We start from the raw sequence: 21,017 nt of genomic DNA, 5'->3' as shown, positions 1-21,017 counted from the left end.
GATCGTTACACCTTCTCTTTTTTCTATTTAAATTGCTTCTGTAACAAAACTACGGCTTTCCAATACTTTGAGCATGGCGTTAGCTGTATCTAGGGCTGTGAAGAGGGGCACCCCGTGTTCAATGGCTGAACGGCGAATTTGCTCACCATCTTCGTCAGCAGTTCGTTTTGTTCCAACTGTGTTAATGATAGCTTGGATTCTTCCTTTACGAACAAAGCTTGGAATATCCTTATCGTCATCACCAATCTTACCAACAGGTTGGGCTTGCAGTCCATGACTGGCAAAGAAGGCTGCTGTCCCTTCTGTCGCGAGGATTCCATAGCCAATATTTTGGAAACGACGAGCCAAGTCCAAAGCTTCTTCTTTGGCATCATCAGCGATAGTAAATACAACGTTACCAAAAGTTGGCAAGTGTAAGTAAGAAGCTTCAAAGGCCTTATAGAGAGCTTTTTCCAAAGTAGTATCAGAACCCATAACTTCCCCTGTTGACTTCATTTCAGGACCAAGTAAGCTGTCTACCTTAGCTAGTTTGGTAAAGGAGAAGACAGGTGCCTTGATATGAACGCGGGTGCTTTCAGGGTAAAGTCCATCTTGGTAGCCAAGTTCTTCAAGTTTTTGACCAAGAATGAGCTTGGTTGCTACTTGAGCCATAGGGATATTGGTCACTTTAGAAAGAAATGGAACCGTACGGCTGGCACGTGGATTGACCTCAATAACGTAGACTTTTTCATCCTTGATAACAAACTGGATGTTCATCATTCCAAGGCAGTTAAGACCGATTGCTAGACGTTTAGTATAGTCTGCGATGGTTTCATGAACCTTTTGCGACAAGGTTTGTGGTGGGTAAACGGCCATTGAGTCACCTGAGTGGACACCGGCACGTTCGATATGTTCCATGATACCAGGGATAAGGACATTTTCTCCGTCAGAAATAGCATCAACTTCGCACTCTTGCCCAACGATATAAGAGTCGACAAGAACTGGGTGGTCTGGACTAGCCTTAACCGCTGTACGCATGTAAGAACGAAGGTCTTCTTCGTTTTCAACGATTTCCATGGCACGACCACCCAAGACATAAGATGGACGAACAAGGACTGGGAAACCAATCTTGCGAGCTGCAAGCACTGCTTCTTCTTCATTGGTTGCCGTTTGTCCTGGTGGCTGAGGAATATCCAATTCTTTAAGGGCTTGCTCAAAGAGGTCACGGTCCTCAGCTCGGTCTAGGTCAGCAACCTGTGTCCCAAGGATGGTCACACCTGCTTTCGCCAATGTCTCCGCAAGGTTGATGGCTGTTTGACCACCGAACTGAACGATAACACCCTTTGGTTGCTCCAAGTCGATGACATTCATGACATCTTCGAATGTTAATGGCTCAAAGTAAAGCTTATCTGACACAGAGAAGTCTGTTGAAACGGTCTCTGGGTTTGAGTTCATGATGATGGCTTCATAGCCAGCCGCTTGAATAGCCTTAACCGAGTGAACAGTTGCGTAGTCAAACTCAACACCTTGACCGATACGGATTGGACCAGAACCTAGGACTAGTACAGATTCCTTATCAGACTTGATAGACTCATTTTCCCAACCATAGGTTGAATAGAAATATGGTGTTTCAGAGTCAAACTCCGCCGCACAAGTATCCACCATCTTGTAGACTGGGACAATCTTGTTTTCCAAACGAAGTTGACGAACTTGGTCAGCTGTCGTTTCCCAGAGTTCAGCAATCTTACGGTCTGAGAAGCCATTCAGTTTGGCAGTTTTCAAAACGTCTAAATCTTGTGGATGTGCTCCCAGTTCTTGCTCGATTTCAAAGATATGTAAGAGTTTATCAAGATAGAAGATATCAATCTTAGTCAATTCAGCAATTTCTTCTGGTGTATAACCACGACGAATAGCTTCAGATACATAGAAGAGACGGTCATCTTGAGCTTTCACAACCTTTTCAATCAAGGCATCATCAGAAACTGCTGCAAGTTCAGGCATTTCATTGTGGTGAACGCCAATTTCAAGTGAACGACAAGCTTTAAGGAGAGATTCCTCGATGTTACGACCAATCGCCATGACTTCTCCAGTGGCCTTCATTTGTGTACCCAGACGACGCTCCCCTTTTTCAAACTTGTCAAATGGGAAACGTGGAATCTTGGCAACCACGTAGTCGAGGGCTGGCTCAAACATGGCATAGGTTGAACCCGTGACTGGGTTAATAACCTCATCCAAGGTCAAACCGACGGCAATCTTAGCAGCCAATTTGGCAATTGGGTAACCTGTCGCCTTAGAAGCAAGGGCTGACGAACGCGATACACGAGGGTTTACTTCGATGACATAGTATTTGAAGCTATGTGGATCAAGGGCTAGCTGAACGTTACATCCACCTTCAATCTTGAGGGCACGAATGATGCTCAAGCTCGCGTCACGTAGCATTTGGTTTTCATAGTCTGACATGGTTTGGGCTGGGGCAAATACAATGGAATCCCCTGTATGAATCCCAACTGGGTCAAAGTTTTCCATGTTACAAACAACCAAAGCATTGTCGGCTGAGTCACGCATCACTTCGTATTCGATTTCCTTGAAACCTGCGATTGAACGCTCAATCAAACATTGGGTCACAGGTGACAATTTCAATCCATTTTCAGCGATTTCACGCAATTCTTCCTCATTAGCACACATACCACCACCAGTACCACCAAGTGTAAAGGCTGGACGGACGATGACTGGGTAGCCAATTGTTGCTGCAAAGGCAACAGCTTCTTCAACAGTGTTGACAATTTCAGATTCTGGAATTGGTTGGTTGAGCTCTTCCATCAATTGTTTAAAGAGGTCACGGTCCTCCGCTTGGTCGATGGCAGATAATTTAGTTCCCAGAAGCTCAACACCAAGCTCATCAAGGATACCATTTTTAGATAATTCCATGGCCATGTTGAGACCTGTCTGACCACCGAGTGTTGGTAGCAAGGCATCTGGACGTTCCTTACGGAGAATACGAGTCACAAACTCAAGTGTAATTGGTTCAATATAAACCTTATCAGCAATTTCCTTATCCGTCATGATAGTTGCAGGATTTGAGTTAACCAAGACAACCTCATAACCTTCCTCTTTCAACGACAAGCAAGCCTGGGTCCCAGCGTAGTCAAACTCAGCAGCCTGACCAATAATAATCGGACCAGAACCAATCACCATAATTTTTTGAATATCAGTACGTTTAGGCATATATAAGATATTAAGGGCGTCAAGCGGACAAAGCTAAAATAGGAGTTATGACGAAGAACTATCAGTTCTAGGAATAACTATCTTTTTAGCACCGTCCGTAGCCCGTATTCAGTTCAGCAAATACGGACCACCCTTCTCCTTTCTATTCGTCGCCTCACAGGGCGACATTAAATAAGATACAAAGGACGAATAGAAAACGATTGAATTTTAGGAAACCAAGGAAGGTTTGACAATCCAAATTGGTTTCTCTAAATTCCGAGCTTTCCGTCCGTGTTCAGTTACATAAATTCTCCGACAAGCATTTACTCGTTCTTAGTTTGATTGTTTAAAAGCTTCCATCATCTCGATAAACTCGTCAAATAGGTAGCTTGCATCGTGTGGACCAGGGGCTGCATCTGGGTGGAATTGTACAGAAAAACCTGGTTGATATCTGTGGCGCACACCTTCCACTGACTTGTCATTGATTTCTTCGTGGGTAATAATCAAGTGTTCTGGCAAGTCCTCACGGCTAACTGCATAACCATGGTTCTGGCTAGTAAAGTCTACTCGTCCTGTTGCGATTTCACGTACAGCGTGGTTAAATCCACGGTGACCAAATTTCATCTTGTAGGTCTTAGCACCGTTTGCCATTGCAAAGAGTTGGTGCCCCATACAAATACCAAAGATTGGAATTTTTCCTTGCACACCGCGAATCATATCCAGTGCCTGTGGAACATCTTCTGGGTTACCTGGACCATTTGACAACATAACTCCGTCAGGGTTGAGATGGAGAATTTCTTCAGCCGTTGTCGAATAAGGAACAACCGTCACGTTACAGTTGCGTTTAGAAAGTTCACGTAGGATTGAGTGCTTGAGACCAAAATCCACTAGCACTACACTCAAACCAACTCCTGGAGCTGGATATGAAGTTTTAGTAGAAACCTGCTTGATATTGTCTGTCGGCAAAACTGTTGCTTGGAGCTGATCCGTCACATGGTCCATACTGTCCCCAACATGGGTCAAGGTTGCACGCATAGTACCATGCTTACGGATAATCTTGGTAAGAGCACGCGTATCAATTCCTGAAATACCTGGAATTTTCTTGGCTTTCAAAAATTCATCCAGCGTCATTTGATTTCGCCAGTTGCTAGCTCGACGCGCTTCTTCAAAAACAACAACTCCCTTACAAGTTGGAATAATGGATTCGTAATCATCACGGTTAATTCCATAATTTCCTACCAAAGGATAAGTAAAGGTCAAGATTTGTCCATTATAAGACTGGTCTGTGATGGATTCTTGATAGCCGGTCATCCCTGTATTAAAGACGATTTCGCCTGTTACATCAATATCTGCTCCGAAGGCCTTGCCTTCAAATACTGTGCCATCTTCTAATACTAGAAGTCTTTTTGTCATATTTTCACCTCTCGTGGACGCTCACTGGCGTCTTTTAACGTCTTGTGTTTTAGTTGGCGTTTCTACTCGCCAGTACGGATTCTAAGATTGCCATTCGAACAAAAACACCATTGGTCATTTGTTGGACAATCCGTGATTTTGGTGCTTCAACCAAGTGGTCTGCGATTTCTACATCACGATTGACTGGAGCTGGGTGCATAAGGATTGCTGTTTCTTTCAAACGATCGTAACGTTCTTGAGTCAAGCCATGTTGGGCATGGTAGTCTTCTTTTGAAAAGACAGCTCCACTATCATGACGTTCATGTTGCACACGGAGAAACATCATGACATCCACCTGATCAATAATTTCATCAATAGTTACAAACTGTCCATAGTCTGCAAACTCTTGACTTCTCCATTCCTCAGGTCCAGCAAAGTAAAGTTCAGCTCCCAAGCGTTTCAAAATCTGCATATTAGATTTGGCAACGCGTGAGTGGTCCAAGTCACCTGCAATCGCAACCTTGAGACCCTCAAAGTGACCAAATTCCTCATAAATAGTCATCAAATCAAGCAAGCTCTGGCTAGGATGTTGTCCCGAACCATCTCCACCATTGATAATGGAAGTCGTAATCGTTGGACTTGCAATTAACTCTCTGTAGTAGTCAACCTCAGGGTGGCGAATCACACAGACATCCACTCCTAAAGCAGACAGAGTAAGGATGGTATCATAAAGTGTCTCACCCTTATTAACCGAACTAGTTTTCACATCAAAGTCAAGTCGTTCCAATCCCAGTTTAATCTCTGCCACTTCAAAGGACTTATGCGTCCGTGTAGAATCCTCAAAGAAAAGATTGGAAACAATCGGATGGTCCTCGTAGGGAAGCTGAGCTCCGTTTTTAAACTCAATTCCTCGCTTGATCAATTTCATGACTTGATCGACAGTGAGGTCTTCCATGGACACTACATGGTTCAATGCTTGTTGATTTTCTGACATGGCTACTCCTTCAGCTTTCTAAGCTTCTTCAGTAATCAGAACTCTGTCTTGGCCATCAAGTTCTGCCATCTCTACGATGATTTCTTCAGAACGACTAGTTGGGATATTTTTTCCAACGTAATCTGGACGGATTGGCAATTCTCTATGTCCACGATCGACTAGAACTGCTAAACTCACGCGCGCAGGACGACCATGACCGACAATATTATCAATAGCAGCACGGATGGTACGACCTGTATAGAGCACATCATCCACCAAGATAACTTCACGGTCTGTCACATCGACAGAAACCAAAGAAGTATCTTCTCCACTTTTAACATCATCACGGAAAGGTTTCGTATCCAATTCCACAACAGGAACTGAAAGATTTTCTAGCTGTTCCAAACGTTCTTGGATTCGGTGGGCGATAAAGACACCGCGAGTTTTAATACCAGCCAAGACGATTTTATTCAAATCTTTGTTGCGTTCGATAATCTCATAAGTAATACGCGTAATCGCTCGTTTGACGGTCAATTCGTCTACAACTTCTTTTGTCTTCATGACAAACCTCCAAAAAGAAAAGTCTCCTTAAACAAGGAGACTTGAAATGTATAGCTAAGTAAGCCCTACTGCAAACAGTATAGACTTCACCCTTCTACTTTATCACGCTCCTTGCCTGCCTCACGGGACAGGTTTAAAGGAATATTTAGTTATCAATTACTATAGCACAAAGCATGCTTAAAATCAAGCAAAAACTTTTGATGAGCCATCTTATAAATTGCTAAAATCATATAACTGTGGGTACTGGTCACACTCTGGATTTTTAGGATGGCAAATGGCTCTTCCAAAATAAATCATGGCCTGATGGGCAGCTAACCACTGCTCCGGTGGCAAGATATCCATAACCCGTTTTTCCACCTCAAGCGGTGTCGCTGATTTTTTGACGATATCATGGTGTTTGCAAATACGCTCCACATGAGTGTCTACTGCAAAGGCTGGAATTCCAAAGCCCACACTCATGACAACATTGGCTGTTTTGCGACCAACACCTGCTAAACTCTCTAATTCCTCACGTGTTTGAGGAACTTGACCATCAAAATCGTCTAGTAACTGTTGGGCACATTTTTTAAGGAATTTAGCCTTATTTCGATACAGTCCCAGGCGAGAAATGTGTGAAGCAATCTCACTTTCTGTTGCAACAGACATGGCTTGTGGCGTTGGAAAGGCAGCAAAGAGACCTGGTGTGGCCTTATTTACCGCTGCATCCGTCGTCTGCGCTGACAACATGACCGCAACCAAAAGTTCAAAATGATTGGTAAAATCAAGACTGGGCTTGGCATCTGGAAAAAGAGCAATGATTTCTTGTAGCACCTTTCGTGCGCGTTTTTTTGACAAGACCATTATTCGTCTCCATCAAATAGTCCTTGTAAGCCAGCAAAAGGACTGTTTTCTTCTTTCTTAACTGCTTGTTGAGCTTGGTATTCTTCCTCTGTCATGATTTGCCAGTCATTTCCTGACACAAAACCTTGACCAGCCTCTTCTTCAGCAGTCAAGACCTTGATAGGAATGTTTAGTAGGATATTGTCTGACACGCTCTCAGCAAGATCAAGTTCTCCATTTTCGATAGGCAAGACCAAATCATCGTCTAAAACTTCCTGATCTAGTTGGTTAGTTGCGCCTTCCATGAAAACTTCCGTTACTGGATAAGATTCAACTAACTCAACTGGCTCCATACTGCGACTTGAAGCAAGAACAATGGTATAAGATAGTTGATAATCTAAGAAATACATACGGTCTTCGTATTGGACCTTCCCAACCGCAAGGATATCTTTTACATCTAAAATTTCTTGATTACGTGCACGTAGGTCGGCGGCTAGGTCTAACGTTTGTTCAAAATGCAAGCCTTCAGACTGCTTACGAATTTCTTGAATATTTAATTTCATACTTCCTCCATAAAGATTTACTCTCTTGATTATACCATGAAAAGGCTACAAATCAGCCCACCAAACTTTGTAATTAAAACTCGATTTTTTAACATATTTACTATGACATTTTTGTTTTTTAGTGCTATACTATAGGCAATAATACATCAGAGCAAGGAGGATGCTCACATGGAAGACAAAGAACTCATTACTAATGCAACCCAACTCCTATCCGAGTTAAATAAAAGTTTCCAAAGCTGCAAACAGGGTACGGCAGATGATATTCGACTGCAAGAGCTGCTAAATTCTACTCTGCAAGTGCTCAAAAAAGCGGAAAAGTTGGACAACAGTATTTTAATCGACCTTGAGAAATTTTACCAACGTACCAGTCTTCTGATAGGCCTTGGTAGCCTAAAACTAAACGATCAAGCACGTACCGCTTGGCGCAACTATGACAAGTTCCATTACGAGCATGTCAAACACGTACTAACTCTTTATGGACCTGTTTTCGGATTTTAGAGATTAGAATTGTCAGTTTTCTGTTGACAAAATATCCTGAAAGGTATAGTATAGAGATACTAATACTCGGAGGTAAGGGAGACATGAACAACTAAGTCTATCAAATAAAGAACCTTTATTTAGTAGATCTTGTTTTTGTCTCTTTTTGTGTACTCTTTTATGCTCTTTTTCTGGCATTTTATACTCAATGAAAATCAAAGAGCAAACTAGGAAGCTAGCCGCAGGTTGCTCAAAGCACTGCTTTGAGGTTGTAGATAAGACTGACGAAGTCAGTTACATATATCTACGGTAAGGCGACGCTGACGTGGTTTGAAGAGATTTTCGAAGAGTATTAATAGAGTTTTTTGACATAAACTTTGGCTCTACTAGATAAAGTAGAGCTTTTTGTTATGCACTATCGACATTCTAGAAAGGGCAACAATATGATAAAAATCAATCATCTGACCATCACACAAAACAAAGATTTACGAGATCTTGTCTCAGACTTAAACATGACCATCCAAGACGGGGAAAAAGTAGCTATTATTGGAGAGGAAGGAAATGGCAAATCAACCTTACTTAAAACTTTAATGGGGGAAACTTTGTCTGATTTCACTATCAAGGGAGACATCCAGTCTGACTATCAGTCACTGGCCTATATTCCTCAAAAACTTCCCGAGGAGCTGAAAAAGAAAAGTCTACACGACTACTTCTTTTTAGATTCTCTTGATTTAGACTACAGTATCCTCTATCGTTTGGCTGAGGAATTGCATTTTGATGGCGATCGCTTCGCTAGCAACCAAGAGATTGGCAGTCTATCAGGAGGCGAAGCTTTGAAAATTCAGCTCATCCATGAGTTAGCCAAACCCTTTGAGATTCTATTTCTAGATGAACCTTCAAATGACCTAGACCTTGAGACGGTTGATTGGCTAAAAAGACAGATACAGAAGATGAGGCAAACCGTTATTTTCATTTCCCATGATGAAGACTTTCTTTCTGAAACGGCAGACACTATTGTTCACTTGCGACTGGTCAAGCACCGTAAAGAAGCGGAAACACTAGTAGAGCATTTAGACTATGATCGCTATAGTGAGCAGAGAAAGGCTAATTTTGCCAAACAAAGCAAGCAAGCTGCTAACGATCAAAGAGCCTACGATAAAACCATGGAAAAACATCGACGAGTCAAGCAAAATGTAGAAACTGCGCTTAGAGCTACTAAAGACAGTACTGCCGGTCGCCTATTGGCTAAAAAGATGAAAACTGTCCTCTCTCAAGAAAAACGCTTTGAAAAGGAAGCTCAGGCCATGACCCAAAAGCCACTTGAAGAGGAAGAAATCAAACTTTTCTTTTCAGATGTCCAACCATTACCGGCTTCTAAAGTCTTAATCCAATTGGAAAAAGAAAATTTGTCCATTGGCGACCGAGTTTTGGTTCAGGGACTGCAACTAACTGTCCATGGCCAAGAAAAAATCGGTATCATCGGCCCAAATGGTGTTGGAAAATCGACTCTGCTAGCCAAGTTGCAACAACTGCTTAGCGCAAAAAGAGAAATTTCGCTTGGTTTTATGCCACAAGATTACCACAAAAAACTGCAATTGGATTTATCACCAATAGCCTACCTCAGCAAAACTGGAGAAAAAGAGGAACTACAGAAAATCCAATCTCATCTAGCTAGTCTCAATTTCAGTTATCCAGAAATGCAGCATCAAATTCGCTCCTTATCTGGCGGGCAACAGGGTAAACTCCTGCTTTTGGATTTAGTCTTGCGCAAACCAAACTTTCTCCTTCTGGATGAACCCACACGAAACTTTTCACCCACTTCTCAACCCCAAATCAGAAAACTCTTTGCCACCTATCCAGGCGGTCTCATCACTGTTTCGCATGACCGTCGTTTCTTAAAAGAAGTTTGCTCGATCATCTATCGCTTAACAGAACACGGTCTGGAGGTAGTTAATTTAGACGATTTATAAATTTGCAACATAGCAGATAGATGGTGCAAAAACACAATTTTAGGAGAAAACGAAGTAAATCTTCCATAATAAAACGCATAATATCAAGTTTTTGCACACCTGATATTATGCGTTTTTAAGATTTTAAAGACTTTTTCCCAACATTCATTTTACATATGTTTTAAACGTTCAATCCGTTCTGAAATAGGTGGGTGGGTATAAAAGAGTTTTTGGAACCCTCCACCTTTCTTGGGATCATTGATATAAAGTGCACTGCTGGCATCATCAACAGGACGACTCATGGGTTTACTATTATCCAACTTACGTAGAGCATTAATCATCCCTTGAGGATTGCGAGTCAACTCGACACTGGAAGCATCAGCTAGAAATTCCCTCTGACGAGAAATAGCTAGTTGCACCAAGGTTGCAGCGAGAGGTGCCAGTACAATAGCTAGTAGTGAGACCACTAGCATAATGATTTCAAGACCATTTCCATCTCGGTCATCGTCACTTCGTCTGCGACCTGATCCACCCCACCACATCATACGACCTGCCATACTAGAAAGCATGGTGATAGCACTAGCAAGGGCAACAGCAATAGTCGAAATGCGGATATCGTAATTACGAATATGACTGACTTCATGTCCCATAACAGCTTCTAGTTCTTCACGATTCATGATAGCTAGGAGACCTGACGTCGCAGCAACCGCCGCATTTTGAGGGTTAGAACCTGTCGCAAAGGCATTTAAGGCTGGATCATCAATGATGAAAACACGAGGCATAGGAATCTGAGCCACCATAGCCATATCTTCCACTACATGGTAGAGGTCTGGTGCCGTTTGCTCATCAACCTCACGCGCCCCGTTCATGGACATGACAATCTCTGTCGATTGAAAAATCATGGACAAGGCATAGATAAAGCCAATAATCAGTGCGATAATCAAACCACCAAGCCCAGATCGCATAAAGAGGTAACCAACCGCATAGCCAACAAGAGCTAAGAGTAGGAAAAATACCAGCAACAAAATCCAGGTTTTTCGTTTATTGCTTGCAATTTGATCAAACAACATCTTAGTCACCTAAACCGCTAAAATCAACTTTAGGAACTACCTTTTCCTCTTCTGGTGTTTGAAGGAAATCTGCTGCTTTAAATCCAAACATTCCAGCGATAATATTGCTTGGGAAAGTTTCTAATTTTACATTGTAGTTGCTGACAACACTGTTGTAGAGTTGACGAGAGTAAGAAATTTTATTTTCTGTGTTTGTCAACTCCTCTTGCAATTTAACAAAGTTTGCACTAGCTTTCAAATCTGGATAGCTTTCTGCAACTGCAAAAATACCTGAAACCTGACGAGTGAGGGCATCACTAGCTTTCATAGCTTCTGCTGGTGAAGTTGCTGCTGCCACTTGGTTACGCAGTTCTGCTACCTTTTCAAGGGTAGAACCTTCATATTTGGCATAACCTTTTACAGTTTCAATCAAGTTTGGCAAGAGGTCATTTCGACGTTTCAACTGAACATCAATCTGACTCCAAGCCTCCTTTGTTTGCATACGATTCTTAACCAAACCGTTATAGCTAAGAATCACAAAAATAACAACAAGAGCGATAACTCCAAGAATAATCCAAGTCATTATATAAGTCCTTTCTGCTTTTAGATTAGTACCAGTATATCAAATTTTTAATGATTGTGGTAAAATAAGATGATACTAAAGAAGGAAATAACTATGAAACCAGAAACATTTTACGATTTACTAGCTGAGCAAAATCTTCCACTTTCGAACCAGCAAAAAGAACAATTTGAACGTTATTTTGAACTCTTGGTCGAATGGAATGAAAAGATTAATTTAACAGCTATTACGGACAAGGAAGAAGTTTATCTCAAACATTTTTACGATTCGATTGCACCTATTCTGCAAGGCTTGATTCCAAATGAAACTATCAAACTGCTTGATATCGGGGCCGGGGCAGGATTTCCTAGTCTACCAATGAAAATCCTCTATCCTCAGTTAGATGTGACCATCATTGATTCTCTCAACAAGCGCATCAACTTCCTCCAACTGTTGGCTCAAGAACTGGATTTAGACGATGTTCATTTCTACCATGGACGTGCCGAAGATTTTGCCCAAGACAAAAACTTCCGTGCTCAATATAATTTTGTAACAGCTCGTGCGGTTGCCCGCATGCAGGTTTTATCTGAATTGACAATTCCTTACCTTAAAGTTGGTGGAAAACTATTGGCACTCAAGGCCAGCAATGCGCCTGAGGAATTATTAGAAGCTAAGAATGCCCTCAACCTCCTCTTCAGTAAGATCGAAGACAATCTCAGCTACGCTCTACCTAATGGAGATCCGCGCTACATCACAGTGGTAGAAAAGAAAAAAGAAACGCCAAATAAATATCCAAGAAAGGCTGGCATGCCCAACAAACGCCCGCTTTAAATTTTTTAGTAAAAAATATTTACAAAGTCAGCCTCGCTCTTTTATTTTTAGGCTCGGGAAAAAATGATTTACAAAATCATTTTTTTCTGCTATACTATCCTAAGCAAAGGTTTTTAATGTCATCCCGTGAGGTGACGAAGACGCAGAAATACTTAAAACTCTTTAAAGTCTAGATTTTAGAGAAGTCTTACTCTGAGGGCCTATTGCTGTAAAATAATGGGCTCTTTTTTGATGCCCAAAAGTGAGGTTTATATGAAACAAGAATCAACTGTTGATTTGTTACTAGACGTTGACCAACGTCCTTCGGCTGGAAAAGGAATTCTCCTTAGTTTCCAACACGTTTTCGCCATGTTTGGTGCGACCATCTTGGTACCCTTGATTTTGGGAATGCCTGTATCTGTTGCCCTTTTTGCTTCAGGTGTTGGGACACTCATCTATATGATTTCAACTGGTTTTAGAGTTCCAGTTTATCTAGGATCATCATTCGCCTTTATCACAGCAATGTCACTTGCTATGAAAGAAATGGGTGGTGACGTATCTGCTGCTCAAACAGGGGTTATCTTGACTGGTTTGGTCTATGTCCTTGTCGCTGCTGGTGTTCGTTTTGCAGGTACAAAATGGATTGATAAACTCTTGCCACCAATCATCATCGGACCTATGATCATCGTTATCGGTCTTGGACTTGCAGGTTCAGCTGTTACCAATGCTGGTCTTGTAGCTGATGGAAACTGGAAAAATGCTCTTGTAGCAGTTGTTACTTTCTTGATTGCTGCCTTTATCAATACAAAAGGAAAAGGCTTCCTACGAATCATTCCATTTCTCTTTGCCATTATCGGTGGTTACCTCTTCGCACTAACTCTTGGTTTGGTTGACTTTACACCAGTTCTAAAAGCTAACTGGTTTGAAATTCCTGGTTTCTACTTGCCATTTAATACTGGTGGTGCCTTTAAAGAATACAATCTTTACTTTGGTCCAGAAACCATCGCTATCTTGCCAATCGCTATCGTAACAATTTCTGAACACATCGGAGACCATACTGTTTTGGGTCAAATCTGTGGCCGTCAATTCTTGAAAGAACCAGGTCTTCACCGTACTCTTCTTGGTGACGGTATCGCAACTTCTGTTTCTGCCTTCCTTGGTGGACCAGCCAATACAACTTACGGAGAAAATACAGGGGTTATCGGTATGACTCGTATCGCTTCTGTCTCAGTTATCCGTAACGCTGCCTTCATCGCGATTGCCCTTAGCTTCCTTGGTAAATTCACTGCCTTGATTTCAACCATTCCAAATGCTGTACTTGGTGGTATGTCAATCCTTCTCTATGGAGTTATCGCCAGCAACGGTTTGAAAGTCTTGATCAAAGAACGTGTTGATTTCGCTCAAATGCGTAATCTAATCATCGCAAGTGCTATGTTGGTCCTTGGACTTGGAGGAGCTATCCTTAAACTCGGTCCAGTTACCCTTTCAGGTACTGCCCTATCAGCCATGACAGGAATCATCTTGAACTTGATTTTACCATATGAAAATAAAGACTAAAAGTCTAAACATATCAAAAAACGAGCATTTCCAATTACGGAAGTGCTCATTTTTTTGATACTTAGAAGTGAGTGTATCCCCTCTAACGCTGTTTAATATAGTTCCCCTACTCTATACTCAACCCATTCCTTTTCCTTCACTGGGTAAATCTTAGCAACTTTTGTTTCCTCATCATACACTACGACAAAATGCCCTTCACTATTCCAAAATTTACCTAAAATTGTACCATCATTTAAATTAGTACGTAACTTGCCTTCTTGACTTACTGCGCTTTCTGTTTGTGCTATTTTAGGCTCTTTACTATCTAACCCAACAGTTACAAAACTTGACCCTATAATAATAAATAAGCAAAACACTACAGCCCCAAACCCTACAAATTTAAACAAATTATAATCCCCATTATCTCTTTTCATGTTATCTTTTTATCTCTCTTTCTAACATCCCCCTAGAAGGCTCTCACAAGCCTCCTACAGCGTTTTAATACAGCTCACCCACACTCATAAGCTCCCATTCAGAAAAATCAACTTGGAAGACTTCTGGGGCTTTTGTAGTACCATTGTACACTACTATAAAATAGCCTTTTTCATTGTAAAACTTACTCAAAATCTCAGCGTCTTTCATTTCTGCTTTCAATCCACTATCTTCTATCTTTTTATTTATCTGTTGCTCTGTTTCTACTTCATTATTTCCTTGAGTTCCTAAGATATAACCACCAAAGCTTACCCAAAAGAAGATAAAAAGCATAAATACAATAGTTGCATATTTCAAAAAATTTAGTTCTTTCATTTCTTTATTATTCCTTTTTGTGTTAGTTGATACTATTTATATAGTTTTCTTAGTTCCTTAAATCCCAAGGGGTAAAAATAACCCCTTGCAGCCCCACCATTTCATCAAGCCATCTAGAGAAATTGGCTTCTTTTGTCTCATCATCATACCACTCAAAATCTTCAATATAAGTTGAGTTTGCGATTAGCTTGAGACGATTGTTTTGGTATTGGGGATCTAAATAGAATAGGGGGACCTCTTCACTATACAAGTTAGCGAGGAGCCGAACTCTTTTTGTATATTCTAATCGTTTTATTGAACCACTTTTTGAGATAGTTCTAGTGTATATGTTTTATATAATTGATGGCAAGCTTGATTCTCTCCTGCATTAATCAAGGAAACACAAGGTAAGACAAGTTCTGACCAGATAGACTCTAGTATTTCCTCACGATTTGGATGTTCATCTAACTTGGCAACAATTTGAGGAGCCATCTTATAGTAGGATTCAATTTCCTCCTGACCACCATCTTGCAAGGCTAGATAAGAATCCCTGAATTTTCTCAAAGTCATCAATTCATCGCAGTCATCTGCCAATCCCTTGTAAGTTACCGCTGCTTCTGTCAAATAACAACCTCTTTGTTCAATTTGATAATAAGCATCTGGTTCACCGAAAAATCCAGTTTTAGAGCGCACATATCTCTCTGCATCACTCCTACGTTGAAAAATAGCTACTTCTCTTCCCTTACGATATACAACAAATTCCATTTCTTTTTCCTCACTATCTTACAATATTTAATAATTCCTCGTAACTTGAAACCACATCATAGATGTGCTGATCATTAATCGATCCAGCTTGAACTAACGCTTTAAAGTGAGCACGCGCACATGCAATTTTTGCTTGCTCAGCTTGTTTTAATTGAAGACTAGACATAGAGCCTTTCGTTTCTGCAACAAAATAGATATGCTTGACACTTCCTTCACGGAAGGCGATTGCCCAATCAGGATTATAGTTTCCAAGTGGAGTCGCAATACTGAACTTCCCTGGTAACTTCACATAAACACGAACATCCTCGTATTGTTCCAACGATTCTTTAAAGGTCTTCTCCGTATTTGAATCAACTTTTACAAAATTGTAAATTCCTTTTTTGGATTCAAGTAAGTGATCATCTGATCTGTTAGCAGTTTCAGGATTATCATAAAACAAGTCCATATCATACTCTTCATTTAACACATTATACTGAATATGCTTGATAATTTGACTTGCTTTTTGTTCATTAATGAGCTTCGAAACCTTAAGAATAAACTCTTCTGGATTCTGTTTAAACTTGTCAAATTGGTAGACATAGATTTTACTTAATATTTCCGCAACCAACTTACGAGTTAAACCAGTCTGCTCAGCAACCTCCCCTAACAAATCATATTTGGTCATAATCTGCGAACCAGTTAGATACTCTTGCTGACGATCATTCTCAGCCACTGTCAGATGGAGACCTTCTTCCTTACTCATCTCAGTAGCGCTTGCTTGAGTTATATGAAAGCTTGGTTTGCTGACGACTAATTTCTCATTGATATAGTCAACCGAATGTTTTACCAATTCCGCATCATCAAACTCTACTTGGTAACTCGTCTTACGATTGATTTGCTTCCAGAGATTTAAAAATTCTTTTCGGGCAATATTTTCTTGATTGACCTCATTTGAGAATTGAATTACCGCATTATTCGCATTTTCAATTTCATACTGTCCAGCATGATAAACGCTCTCCAATATCTCTACCAACTTATCCTCATAACCTGCTAATGTCTCAGACAGTTTCAACTGATGATTTTCTTTTGCAGTAAAATATTCTGTTGTTAATTGTCCTTCACGGTCTATATAGCCTTGTCGAATTAAATCAAAGTGAATCGAATCTGCTTGTTCCTTGGTAATACGTATTGTTTGTCCTTCTTGATTGGTTAGAACTTTATTTGTAAAGAGAGTAACGTCCACTTTTGAAGGACGATCTGCTAAGAGTTCTTTGATTTCTTCTTGTAGACTTCGAGCAAATTGATCATAACTTTCATTTGCAATTACTGTCAGTTTATTGATTTCATGAACATCATTTCCTAAGAGTTCAAAATCCTGACGAATTCCATTTTGATCAACTGCCAAACGCATACCACGACCAATTTCTTGACGTTTACGAGTCTCTGCTGAAGATTGCTTCAGCGTACAGATTTGAAAGACATTTGGGTTATCCCATCCCTCTTTTAGAGCTGAGTGAGAAAAGAGGAAACGAACCGGCTCTTCAAAGCTCAATAAACGCTCCTTGTCCTTCATAATCAAGTCATAGGCATCAGTGTCATTTGAAAGATTGTTCTTCTTTTCACTGGCGGATTTATAGTCCACAAAAATGGTCTTATCTGACTTCTTCACTTTATCTACCGAAAAGTAACCAGCATGAACTGAATTTCCTTCAAGATTAGCCTCCAAATACCTACGATAAGGAGTTGGTTCCTGTGTTCGGATAAACTGGTTTACTTGATTTCGGTATTCTTCTTCAAAAATCTGAGCGTATTCACCATTATAGGCATCATTATGTTCATCATATTGCTTATACTTGGCCACTTCATCGATGAAAAATAATGATAATACTTTAATTCTTCGATTGTACAGTTTACTTTCTTTTTCGATATGACTTTTTATAGTCTCTCGGATTTGAATTCTTCTGATGCTCGACTCATCCACTTCCCCTATCACTTCACCGACATGAAGTTCTTGCGTCACACCAACTTGAAGTTTGTTCTCTCTTGCATCAAAGTGACTAAGGGTCATTCCTTTATAAGCAGATAAACTCCCTGATTCAGCATACAAATCAAAGGGTTCATCTACTACCTTCAATTTCCGTTTGACACCTGACTGCGTTTTTACTTCAAACTCAACTTTTGCTTTGGGGGCTCCTGTTTTTTGTGGAATGATTTCTTGTAGATATAGATAGCCTTGTGTCCCGGTCGTCCCAGTTTGCTCAATAGCCTTAACCGCAATCTTCTTCACTAATTTTTGATTATAAGCATCCATGGCATCCAATCTATAAACCATATCATGCTTTTCCTTGTGGGTAGCCGAATAACGTAGCGTAAACAATGGCTTGAAATCTTTTAGTCTTTCCTTGGTCTGTTTCCCTTCAACAGACTGAGGTTCATCAATAATCATAATCGGATTCATAGCTGCCAGTACATCAATTGGACGACGCCAACGGAAGTTCTCACGTTCTGAATGAATCAGATCTTTTTCTTTTTTATTGAAAGCTTGAGAGTTGATGACCATGATTTGAAGGTCTGACGAATTGGCAAAACTATCCAAATCACCTAAACGTGAAGAATCGTAGACAAAATAGCGTGGTTGTTTGCCGTACTCCATCTGAAAGTGACTTGACATGATCTGTAGAGATTTGAGAACTCCTTCACGAATGGCTACACTTGGAACGACAATGACAAATTTAAGCCAGCCATACCGTTTATTCAACTCCATAATTGTACGGATATACGTGTAGGTCTTCCCTGTTCCCGTCTCCATCTCTATGGAAAAATTGTAAGCTTCTCGTCCAGCAATCATATCAATCGATAGTTTATCAGAAGGACGTAAACCATAACGAGTTTGCATAGTATGAACATTTTCTCGTATACTTGCTTGACTCAATTGAATCGGTGCATTTCGATAAGCATCTAAAACCAAATCTACCTCATCTGACTTGAGACGACCTGGATCCGCCATATACTTAACTCCAGCATTTTTGGCTTGCCCTTGAAATAAATCTGCAATAGCACTAACCGCATCTAACTGGAATTGTTGTTTTTTAAATTGTAGTTTCATAATTCTATATTCTTTTTATTAAATTCACATAAACTATTTCACATCTATAACTATATTTAATAGTTACGCCATATTGTATTTCTTTTTAATTTCTTTCATTTTTGATGGTGTAATATCGTTAAAATACTCTTTTTCCCACTTCATTGCTTCACTAAGTACACGACAAATAGAAATAAGTTTTTGATTATCTTCTTGTATCTTTCCGACTTCAACTTTCTTTATAGTATCTTCAAGTTCTTTAATGAATTCTATGGCTAAACTATGTATTTCATTATTAGATAAAAAATATAATTTAGTTATAATTTCATCAATTGCCTTATGTTGCTTTTTTAGATTAGAAATTGTATGATTTGCAAGTAAGTACTCCAAAGGCAGAATAAAATCACTATACAATATCATCCTTTTTTCAAATAAATGTTGTTTTAAGTTATCTTTAAAAGCACGTCTAGTAACCCAGATTGCAATACTGATAGAAACAATAATCGCCATCGAATCTACTATAATCCCTCCGATACTTATCCAATTATCATTTGTCAGCTGATAGAACATAGCCTACACCACCTTCACTTTGGTATGAGGTGATAATTCTTTGAATATTTCACTTACGTTAATCTTATCTGCTGAATTGGCAAATGAACTATCACGGAAAACAGCACGAAGTGGTTGTGCTTGAGCGATATGACGGATTACTTCTTCTGATATTTCATCTTCAAAACAAGCCATGAGCGAACCTTGATCTACGTCATAGACTTCCGCTCCTGCTACTTTCTCCAAGTCAATGGCTAGTGACAATTCCATTCCCCATGTCAGCATAACTTGGAAAAGTAAATCAAGGCCAGTACGTCCTTCCTTGATATTGGATATACTATCGAACAAGTCGGCTTGGACAAATTGACCAGGATGAGCTGAAACATCCTTAAAATTAGAAGAATCTAGTTTGTAAGCCTTAAATCCAAAGTCCTGCTTGCCAACCAACTCTGGATGCTCCTCCTGAATCTTTGCAGCAGCGCGACGAATCCGCTCACGTGAAATTTGGTCAATGGTTTCATAACCTGCTTCTTTAGCAGCAGATTTTTCAGCAACTGCTTCATCCAACGTACACAAGATAAACTTGCGACTTCCACCATCTTCCGCATTCAATTGCATAACTGCGTCTGCCGTAGTGCCAGAACCACCGAAGAAGTCCATAATCGCTATATTTTTGTTTTGTTGTGTTTGGACTAGCTGTTTAATTAATTGCGTTGGCTTAGGGTATGAGAATATCTCACTCAAACCTAATTGCTCTATTCTCTCCTTACCTTCCTCAGAAAGAACTTTAATAATCGAATAAACTTTTGATGTAGCCTCAGACAAAGGAGTTAAACTGTACATAATGTGTTTACCATTTTCTCGTTTTTCTAAGAATATTTCTCCCGATTTTAATTTAAAATCTATTTCATCTTTTGTTTTTTTTCCTTTAATTTCAAGAGCATCTTCATAATATAGCCTTCTTTCTGTACCTTTTTCATACTTTCCAAATTGTTTTCGATAAATATCGTCATTTTTTAAATATTGAATTCCATCTTTTTCGATAATTTTACCCTGAACAACTTTAGGTTTTATTAAAGGAGAAACCAAACTAATATTTTTTCCATACACATGAATAATATCGTGACCTTTTACAACATATTTTGCTTGTCCACCACCTTTTGCCCTCTGATGAACTAGCGAAGCTACAAAATTCTCTTCCCCAAATATCTCATCACAAACAGCCTTCAAATTGGCTTGTTCATTATCATCGATAGAGATAAAGATAACACCTGAATCCTTGAGGAGATTACGCGCTAGACGGATGCGTGGATACATCATATTGAGCCAGTCTGAGTGGTAACGGGCCGAAGTCTTTTCGTTTTTTGTAAGCCCAACTACCTGGCGACCTTCTTCATCCAAAAGTTCCATATCTTCTTTCAGTTCTTCATCTGTTTTTTGGAACTTATCAGAATATACAAAGTCTTTCCCTGTATTATAGGGTGGATCGATATAAATCATATCGATTTTTCCTAGATAGGATTCTTGTAGGATTTTTAAGACTTCTAAATTATCCCCAGTAATAAAGACATTTTCACTGTTTTCAAAGTCAACACTTTCATCAAGATCTGGTCTTAAGGTTTTGGTAGTTGGTCGCCCAGCTTCTGCAATAGCTTCACGCTTTCCAACCCAAGTAAACTCATAGGATTCTCGACCATCCACAATTTCCTCTGACAAAAACTGTTTAAGTTTCTCAAAGTCAATAGCAGGACGTAATTTGCCGTATTCATCCCTCTTTTCCGTCAGAACTTCAGGAAAAAGTTGACCAATTTTTGAAATATTATCTGTAAAAACATCTTTTGAAGTGAGAGTTAATTTCTCAAGTCCAGAGTTTTCACCTGTTTGCTGTGCTGTGCTGTGCTGTGCTGTGCTGTGCTGTGCTGTGCTGTGCTGTGCTGTGCTGTGCTGTGCTGTGCTGTGCTGTGCTGTGCTGTGCTGTGCTG

18 protein-coding genes are annotated in these 21,017 nt (G+C 40.0%); 4 read left to right on the top strand and 14 right to left on the bottom strand.

What is annotated here, in order from left to right:
• Positions 1-27 precede the first annotated feature (27 nt).
• The 6 genes from carB to B7700_RS02890 all read right to left on the bottom strand — a co-directional run bounded on the left by carB (position 28) and on the right by B7700_RS02890 (position 7,491).
• Positions 28-3,204, bottom strand: a complete 3,177-nt coding sequence (gene carB, locus B7700_RS02915) for a carbamoyl-phosphate synthase large subunit (protein WP_084887009.1) — start codon at positions 3,202-3,204, stop codon at positions 28-30.
• A 312-nt stretch (positions 3,205-3,516) separates the two neighbouring features.
• On the bottom strand, positions 3,517-4,596 hold the full coding sequence (locus B7700_RS02910; RefSeq protein WP_045607045.1) for a carbamoyl phosphate synthase small subunit: 1,080 nt from the start codon (positions 4,594-4,596) through the stop codon (positions 3,517-3,519).
• Between the two features lie 49 nt (positions 4,597-4,645).
• Complete coding sequence (locus B7700_RS02905) at positions 4,646-5,569, bottom strand: aspartate carbamoyltransferase catalytic subunit (RefSeq protein WP_004260121.1); 924 nt, start codon at positions 5,567-5,569, stop codon at positions 4,646-4,648.
• Between the two features lie 18 nt (positions 5,570-5,587).
• Positions 5,588-6,109, bottom strand: a complete 522-nt coding sequence (pyrR, locus tag B7700_RS02900; RefSeq protein WP_000850023.1) for a bifunctional pyr operon transcriptional regulator/uracil phosphoribosyltransferase PyrR — start codon at positions 6,107-6,109, stop codon at positions 5,588-5,590.
• Positions 6,110-6,319: 210 nt separating this feature from the next.
• The gene (gene nth / locus B7700_RS02895; protein WP_049546494.1) at positions 6,320-6,949 is read right to left on the bottom strand and encodes an endonuclease III; all 630 of its coding nucleotides are present in this window, start codon (positions 6,947-6,949) and stop codon (positions 6,320-6,322) included.
• Positions 6,949-7,491 (bottom strand): YceD family protein, encoded by a 543-nt coding sequence (locus B7700_RS02890; RefSeq protein WP_000773212.1) that lies wholly within the window; start codon positions 7,489-7,491, stop codon positions 6,949-6,951. The genes nth and B7700_RS02890 overlap by 1 nt, the downstream gene beginning before the upstream one ends.
• A 168-nt stretch (positions 7,492-7,659) precedes the next feature.
• Here B7700_RS02890 and B7700_RS02885 point away from each other — a divergent pair, with 168 nt between their 5' ends.
• On the top strand, positions 7,660-7,989 hold the full coding sequence (locus tag B7700_RS02885) for a helicase BlpT (protein ID WP_084887007.1): 330 nt from the start codon (positions 7,660-7,662) through the stop codon (positions 7,987-7,989).
• A 389-nt stretch (positions 7,990-8,378) separates the two neighbouring features.
• Positions 8,379-9,938 (top strand): ATP-binding cassette domain-containing protein, encoded by a 1,560-nt coding sequence (locus B7700_RS02875; RefSeq protein WP_084887005.1) that lies wholly within the window; start codon positions 8,379-8,381, stop codon positions 9,936-9,938.
• Between the two features lie 149 nt (positions 9,939-10,087).
• Here the strand turns inward: B7700_RS02875 and htpX are convergent, their stop codons facing one another.
• Both htpX and B7700_RS02865 read right to left on the bottom strand, forming a co-directional pair.
• Positions 10,088-10,987, bottom strand: a complete 900-nt coding sequence (gene htpX / locus B7700_RS02870; RefSeq protein WP_084887003.1) for a zinc metalloprotease HtpX — start codon at positions 10,985-10,987, stop codon at positions 10,088-10,090.
• Position 10,988: 1 nt separating this feature from the next.
• Positions 10,989-11,549: a LemA family protein gene (locus B7700_RS02865; protein ID WP_084887001.1), complete on the bottom strand. Its 561-nt coding sequence runs from the start codon at positions 11,547-11,549 to the stop codon at positions 10,989-10,991.
• Between the two features lie 93 nt (positions 11,550-11,642).
• Here B7700_RS02865 and rsmG point away from each other — a divergent pair, with 93 nt between their 5' ends.
• Both rsmG and B7700_RS02855 read left to right on the top strand, forming a co-directional pair.
• Positions 11,643-12,356, top strand: coding sequence for a 16S rRNA (guanine(527)-N(7))-methyltransferase RsmG (gene rsmG, locus B7700_RS02860; RefSeq protein WP_084886999.1), 714 nt, complete (start codon positions 11,643-11,645; stop codon positions 12,354-12,356).
• 252 nt (positions 12,357-12,608) lie between these two features.
• Entirely contained in the window at positions 12,609-13,892 is a 1,284-nt protein-coding gene (locus B7700_RS02855) for a uracil-xanthine permease family protein (protein ID WP_192855652.1), read from the top strand.
• Positions 13,893-13,984: 92 nt separating this feature from the next.
• On the opposite strand, the gene B7700_RS02850 is transcribed toward B7700_RS02855, so the two are convergent.
• The 6 genes from B7700_RS02850 to B7700_RS02820 all read right to left on the bottom strand — a co-directional run bounded on the left by B7700_RS02850 (position 13,985) and on the right by B7700_RS02820 (position 20,736).
• Positions 13,985-14,305 (bottom strand): hypothetical protein, encoded by a 321-nt coding sequence (locus B7700_RS02850; protein ID WP_084886994.1) that lies wholly within the window; start codon positions 14,303-14,305, stop codon positions 13,985-13,987.
• A 64-nt stretch (positions 14,306-14,369) separates the two neighbouring features.
• Positions 14,370-14,678, bottom strand: coding sequence for a hypothetical protein (locus tag B7700_RS02845; RefSeq protein ID WP_000661403.1), 309 nt, complete (start codon positions 14,676-14,678; stop codon positions 14,370-14,372).
• A gap of 291 nt (positions 14,679-14,969) precedes the next feature.
• Entirely contained in the window at positions 14,970-15,422 is a 453-nt protein-coding gene (locus tag B7700_RS02835) for a CFI-box-CTERM domain-containing protein (protein WP_084886991.1), read from the bottom strand.
• A gap of 13 nt (positions 15,423-15,435) precedes the next feature.
• Positions 15,436-18,507 carry a type III restriction-modification system endonuclease gene (locus tag B7700_RS02830; protein WP_084886989.1) on the bottom strand — a complete coding sequence of 1,024 codons (3,072 nt, stop codon included), beginning with the start codon at positions 18,505-18,507 and terminating at the stop codon, positions 15,436-15,438.
• A gap of 63 nt (positions 18,508-18,570) precedes the next feature.
• Positions 18,571-18,996, bottom strand: coding sequence for a hypothetical protein (locus B7700_RS02825; RefSeq protein ID WP_142358597.1), 426 nt, complete (start codon positions 18,994-18,996; stop codon positions 18,571-18,573).
• Between the two features lie 63 nt (positions 18,997-19,059).
• Positions 19,060-20,736 carry a site-specific DNA-methyltransferase gene (locus B7700_RS02820; RefSeq protein WP_084887253.1) on the bottom strand — a complete coding sequence of 559 codons (1,677 nt, stop codon included), beginning with the start codon at positions 20,734-20,736 and terminating at the stop codon, positions 19,060-19,062.
• Positions 20,737-21,017: the final 281 nt, after the last annotated feature.

It is taken from the genome of Streptococcus mitis (assembly GCF_002096755.1).
Taxonomy (GTDB): Bacteria; Bacillota; Bacilli; order Lactobacillales; family Streptococcaceae; genus Streptococcus; species Streptococcus mitis_AC.
Note: the sequence above shows the minus strand (reverse complement) of the source record. Positions and strands in the feature narration are given on the sequence as shown.

Coding starts and splice junctions, on each gene's coding strand:
- B7700_RS02850 (WP_084886994.1), bottom strand. CDS start 14,305: ATGAAAAGAGATAATGGGGATTATAATTTGTTTAAATTTGTAGGGTTT.
- rsmG (WP_084886999.1), top strand. CDS start 11,643: ATGAAACCAGAAACATTTTACGATTTACTAGCTGAGCAAAATCTTCCA.
- carB (WP_084887009.1), bottom strand. CDS start 3,204: ATGCCTAAACGTACTGATATTCAAAAAATTATGGTGATTGGTTCTGGT.
- B7700_RS02830 (WP_084886989.1), bottom strand. CDS start 18,507: ATGAAACTACAATTTAAAAAACAACAATTCCAGTTAGATGCGGTTAGT.
- B7700_RS02845 (WP_000661403.1), bottom strand. CDS start 14,678: ATGAAAGAACTAAATTTTTTGAAATATGCAACTATTGTATTTATGCTT.
- B7700_RS02890 (WP_000773212.1), bottom strand. CDS start 7,491: ATGAAATTAAATATTCAAGAAATTCGTAAGCAGTCTGAAGGCTTGCAT.
- B7700_RS02835 (WP_084886991.1), bottom strand. CDS start 15,422: ATGGAATTTGTTGTATATCGTAAGGGAAGAGAAGTAGCTATTTTTCAA.
- nth (WP_049546494.1), bottom strand. CDS start 6,949: ATGGTCTTGTCAAAAAAACGCGCACGAAAGGTGCTACAAGAAATCATT.
- B7700_RS02905 (WP_004260121.1), bottom strand. CDS start 5,569: ATGTCAGAAAATCAACAAGCATTGAACCATGTAGTGTCCATGGAAGAC.
- B7700_RS02855 (WP_192855652.1), top strand. CDS start 12,609: ATGAAACAAGAATCAACTGTTGATTTGTTACTAGACGTTGACCAACGT.
- htpX (WP_084887003.1), bottom strand. CDS start 10,987: ATGTTGTTTGATCAAATTGCAAGCAATAAACGAAAAACCTGGATTTTG.
- B7700_RS02910 (WP_045607045.1), bottom strand. CDS start 4,596: ATGACAAAAAGACTTCTAGTATTAGAAGATGGCACAGTATTTGAAGGC.
- B7700_RS02885 (WP_084887007.1), top strand. CDS start 7,660: ATGGAAGACAAAGAACTCATTACTAATGCAACCCAACTCCTATCCGAG.
- B7700_RS02825 (WP_142358597.1), bottom strand. CDS start 18,996: ATGGCGATTATTGTTTCTATCAGTATTGCAATCTGGGTTACTAGACGT.
- B7700_RS02865 (WP_084887001.1), bottom strand. CDS start 11,549: ATGACTTGGATTATTCTTGGAGTTATCGCTCTTGTTGTTATTTTTGTG.
- pyrR (WP_000850023.1), bottom strand. CDS start 6,109: ATGAAGACAAAAGAAGTTGTAGACGAATTGACCGTCAAACGAGCGATT.
- B7700_RS02875 (WP_084887005.1), top strand. CDS start 8,379: ATGCACTATCGACATTCTAGAAAGGGCAACAATATGATAAAAATCAAT.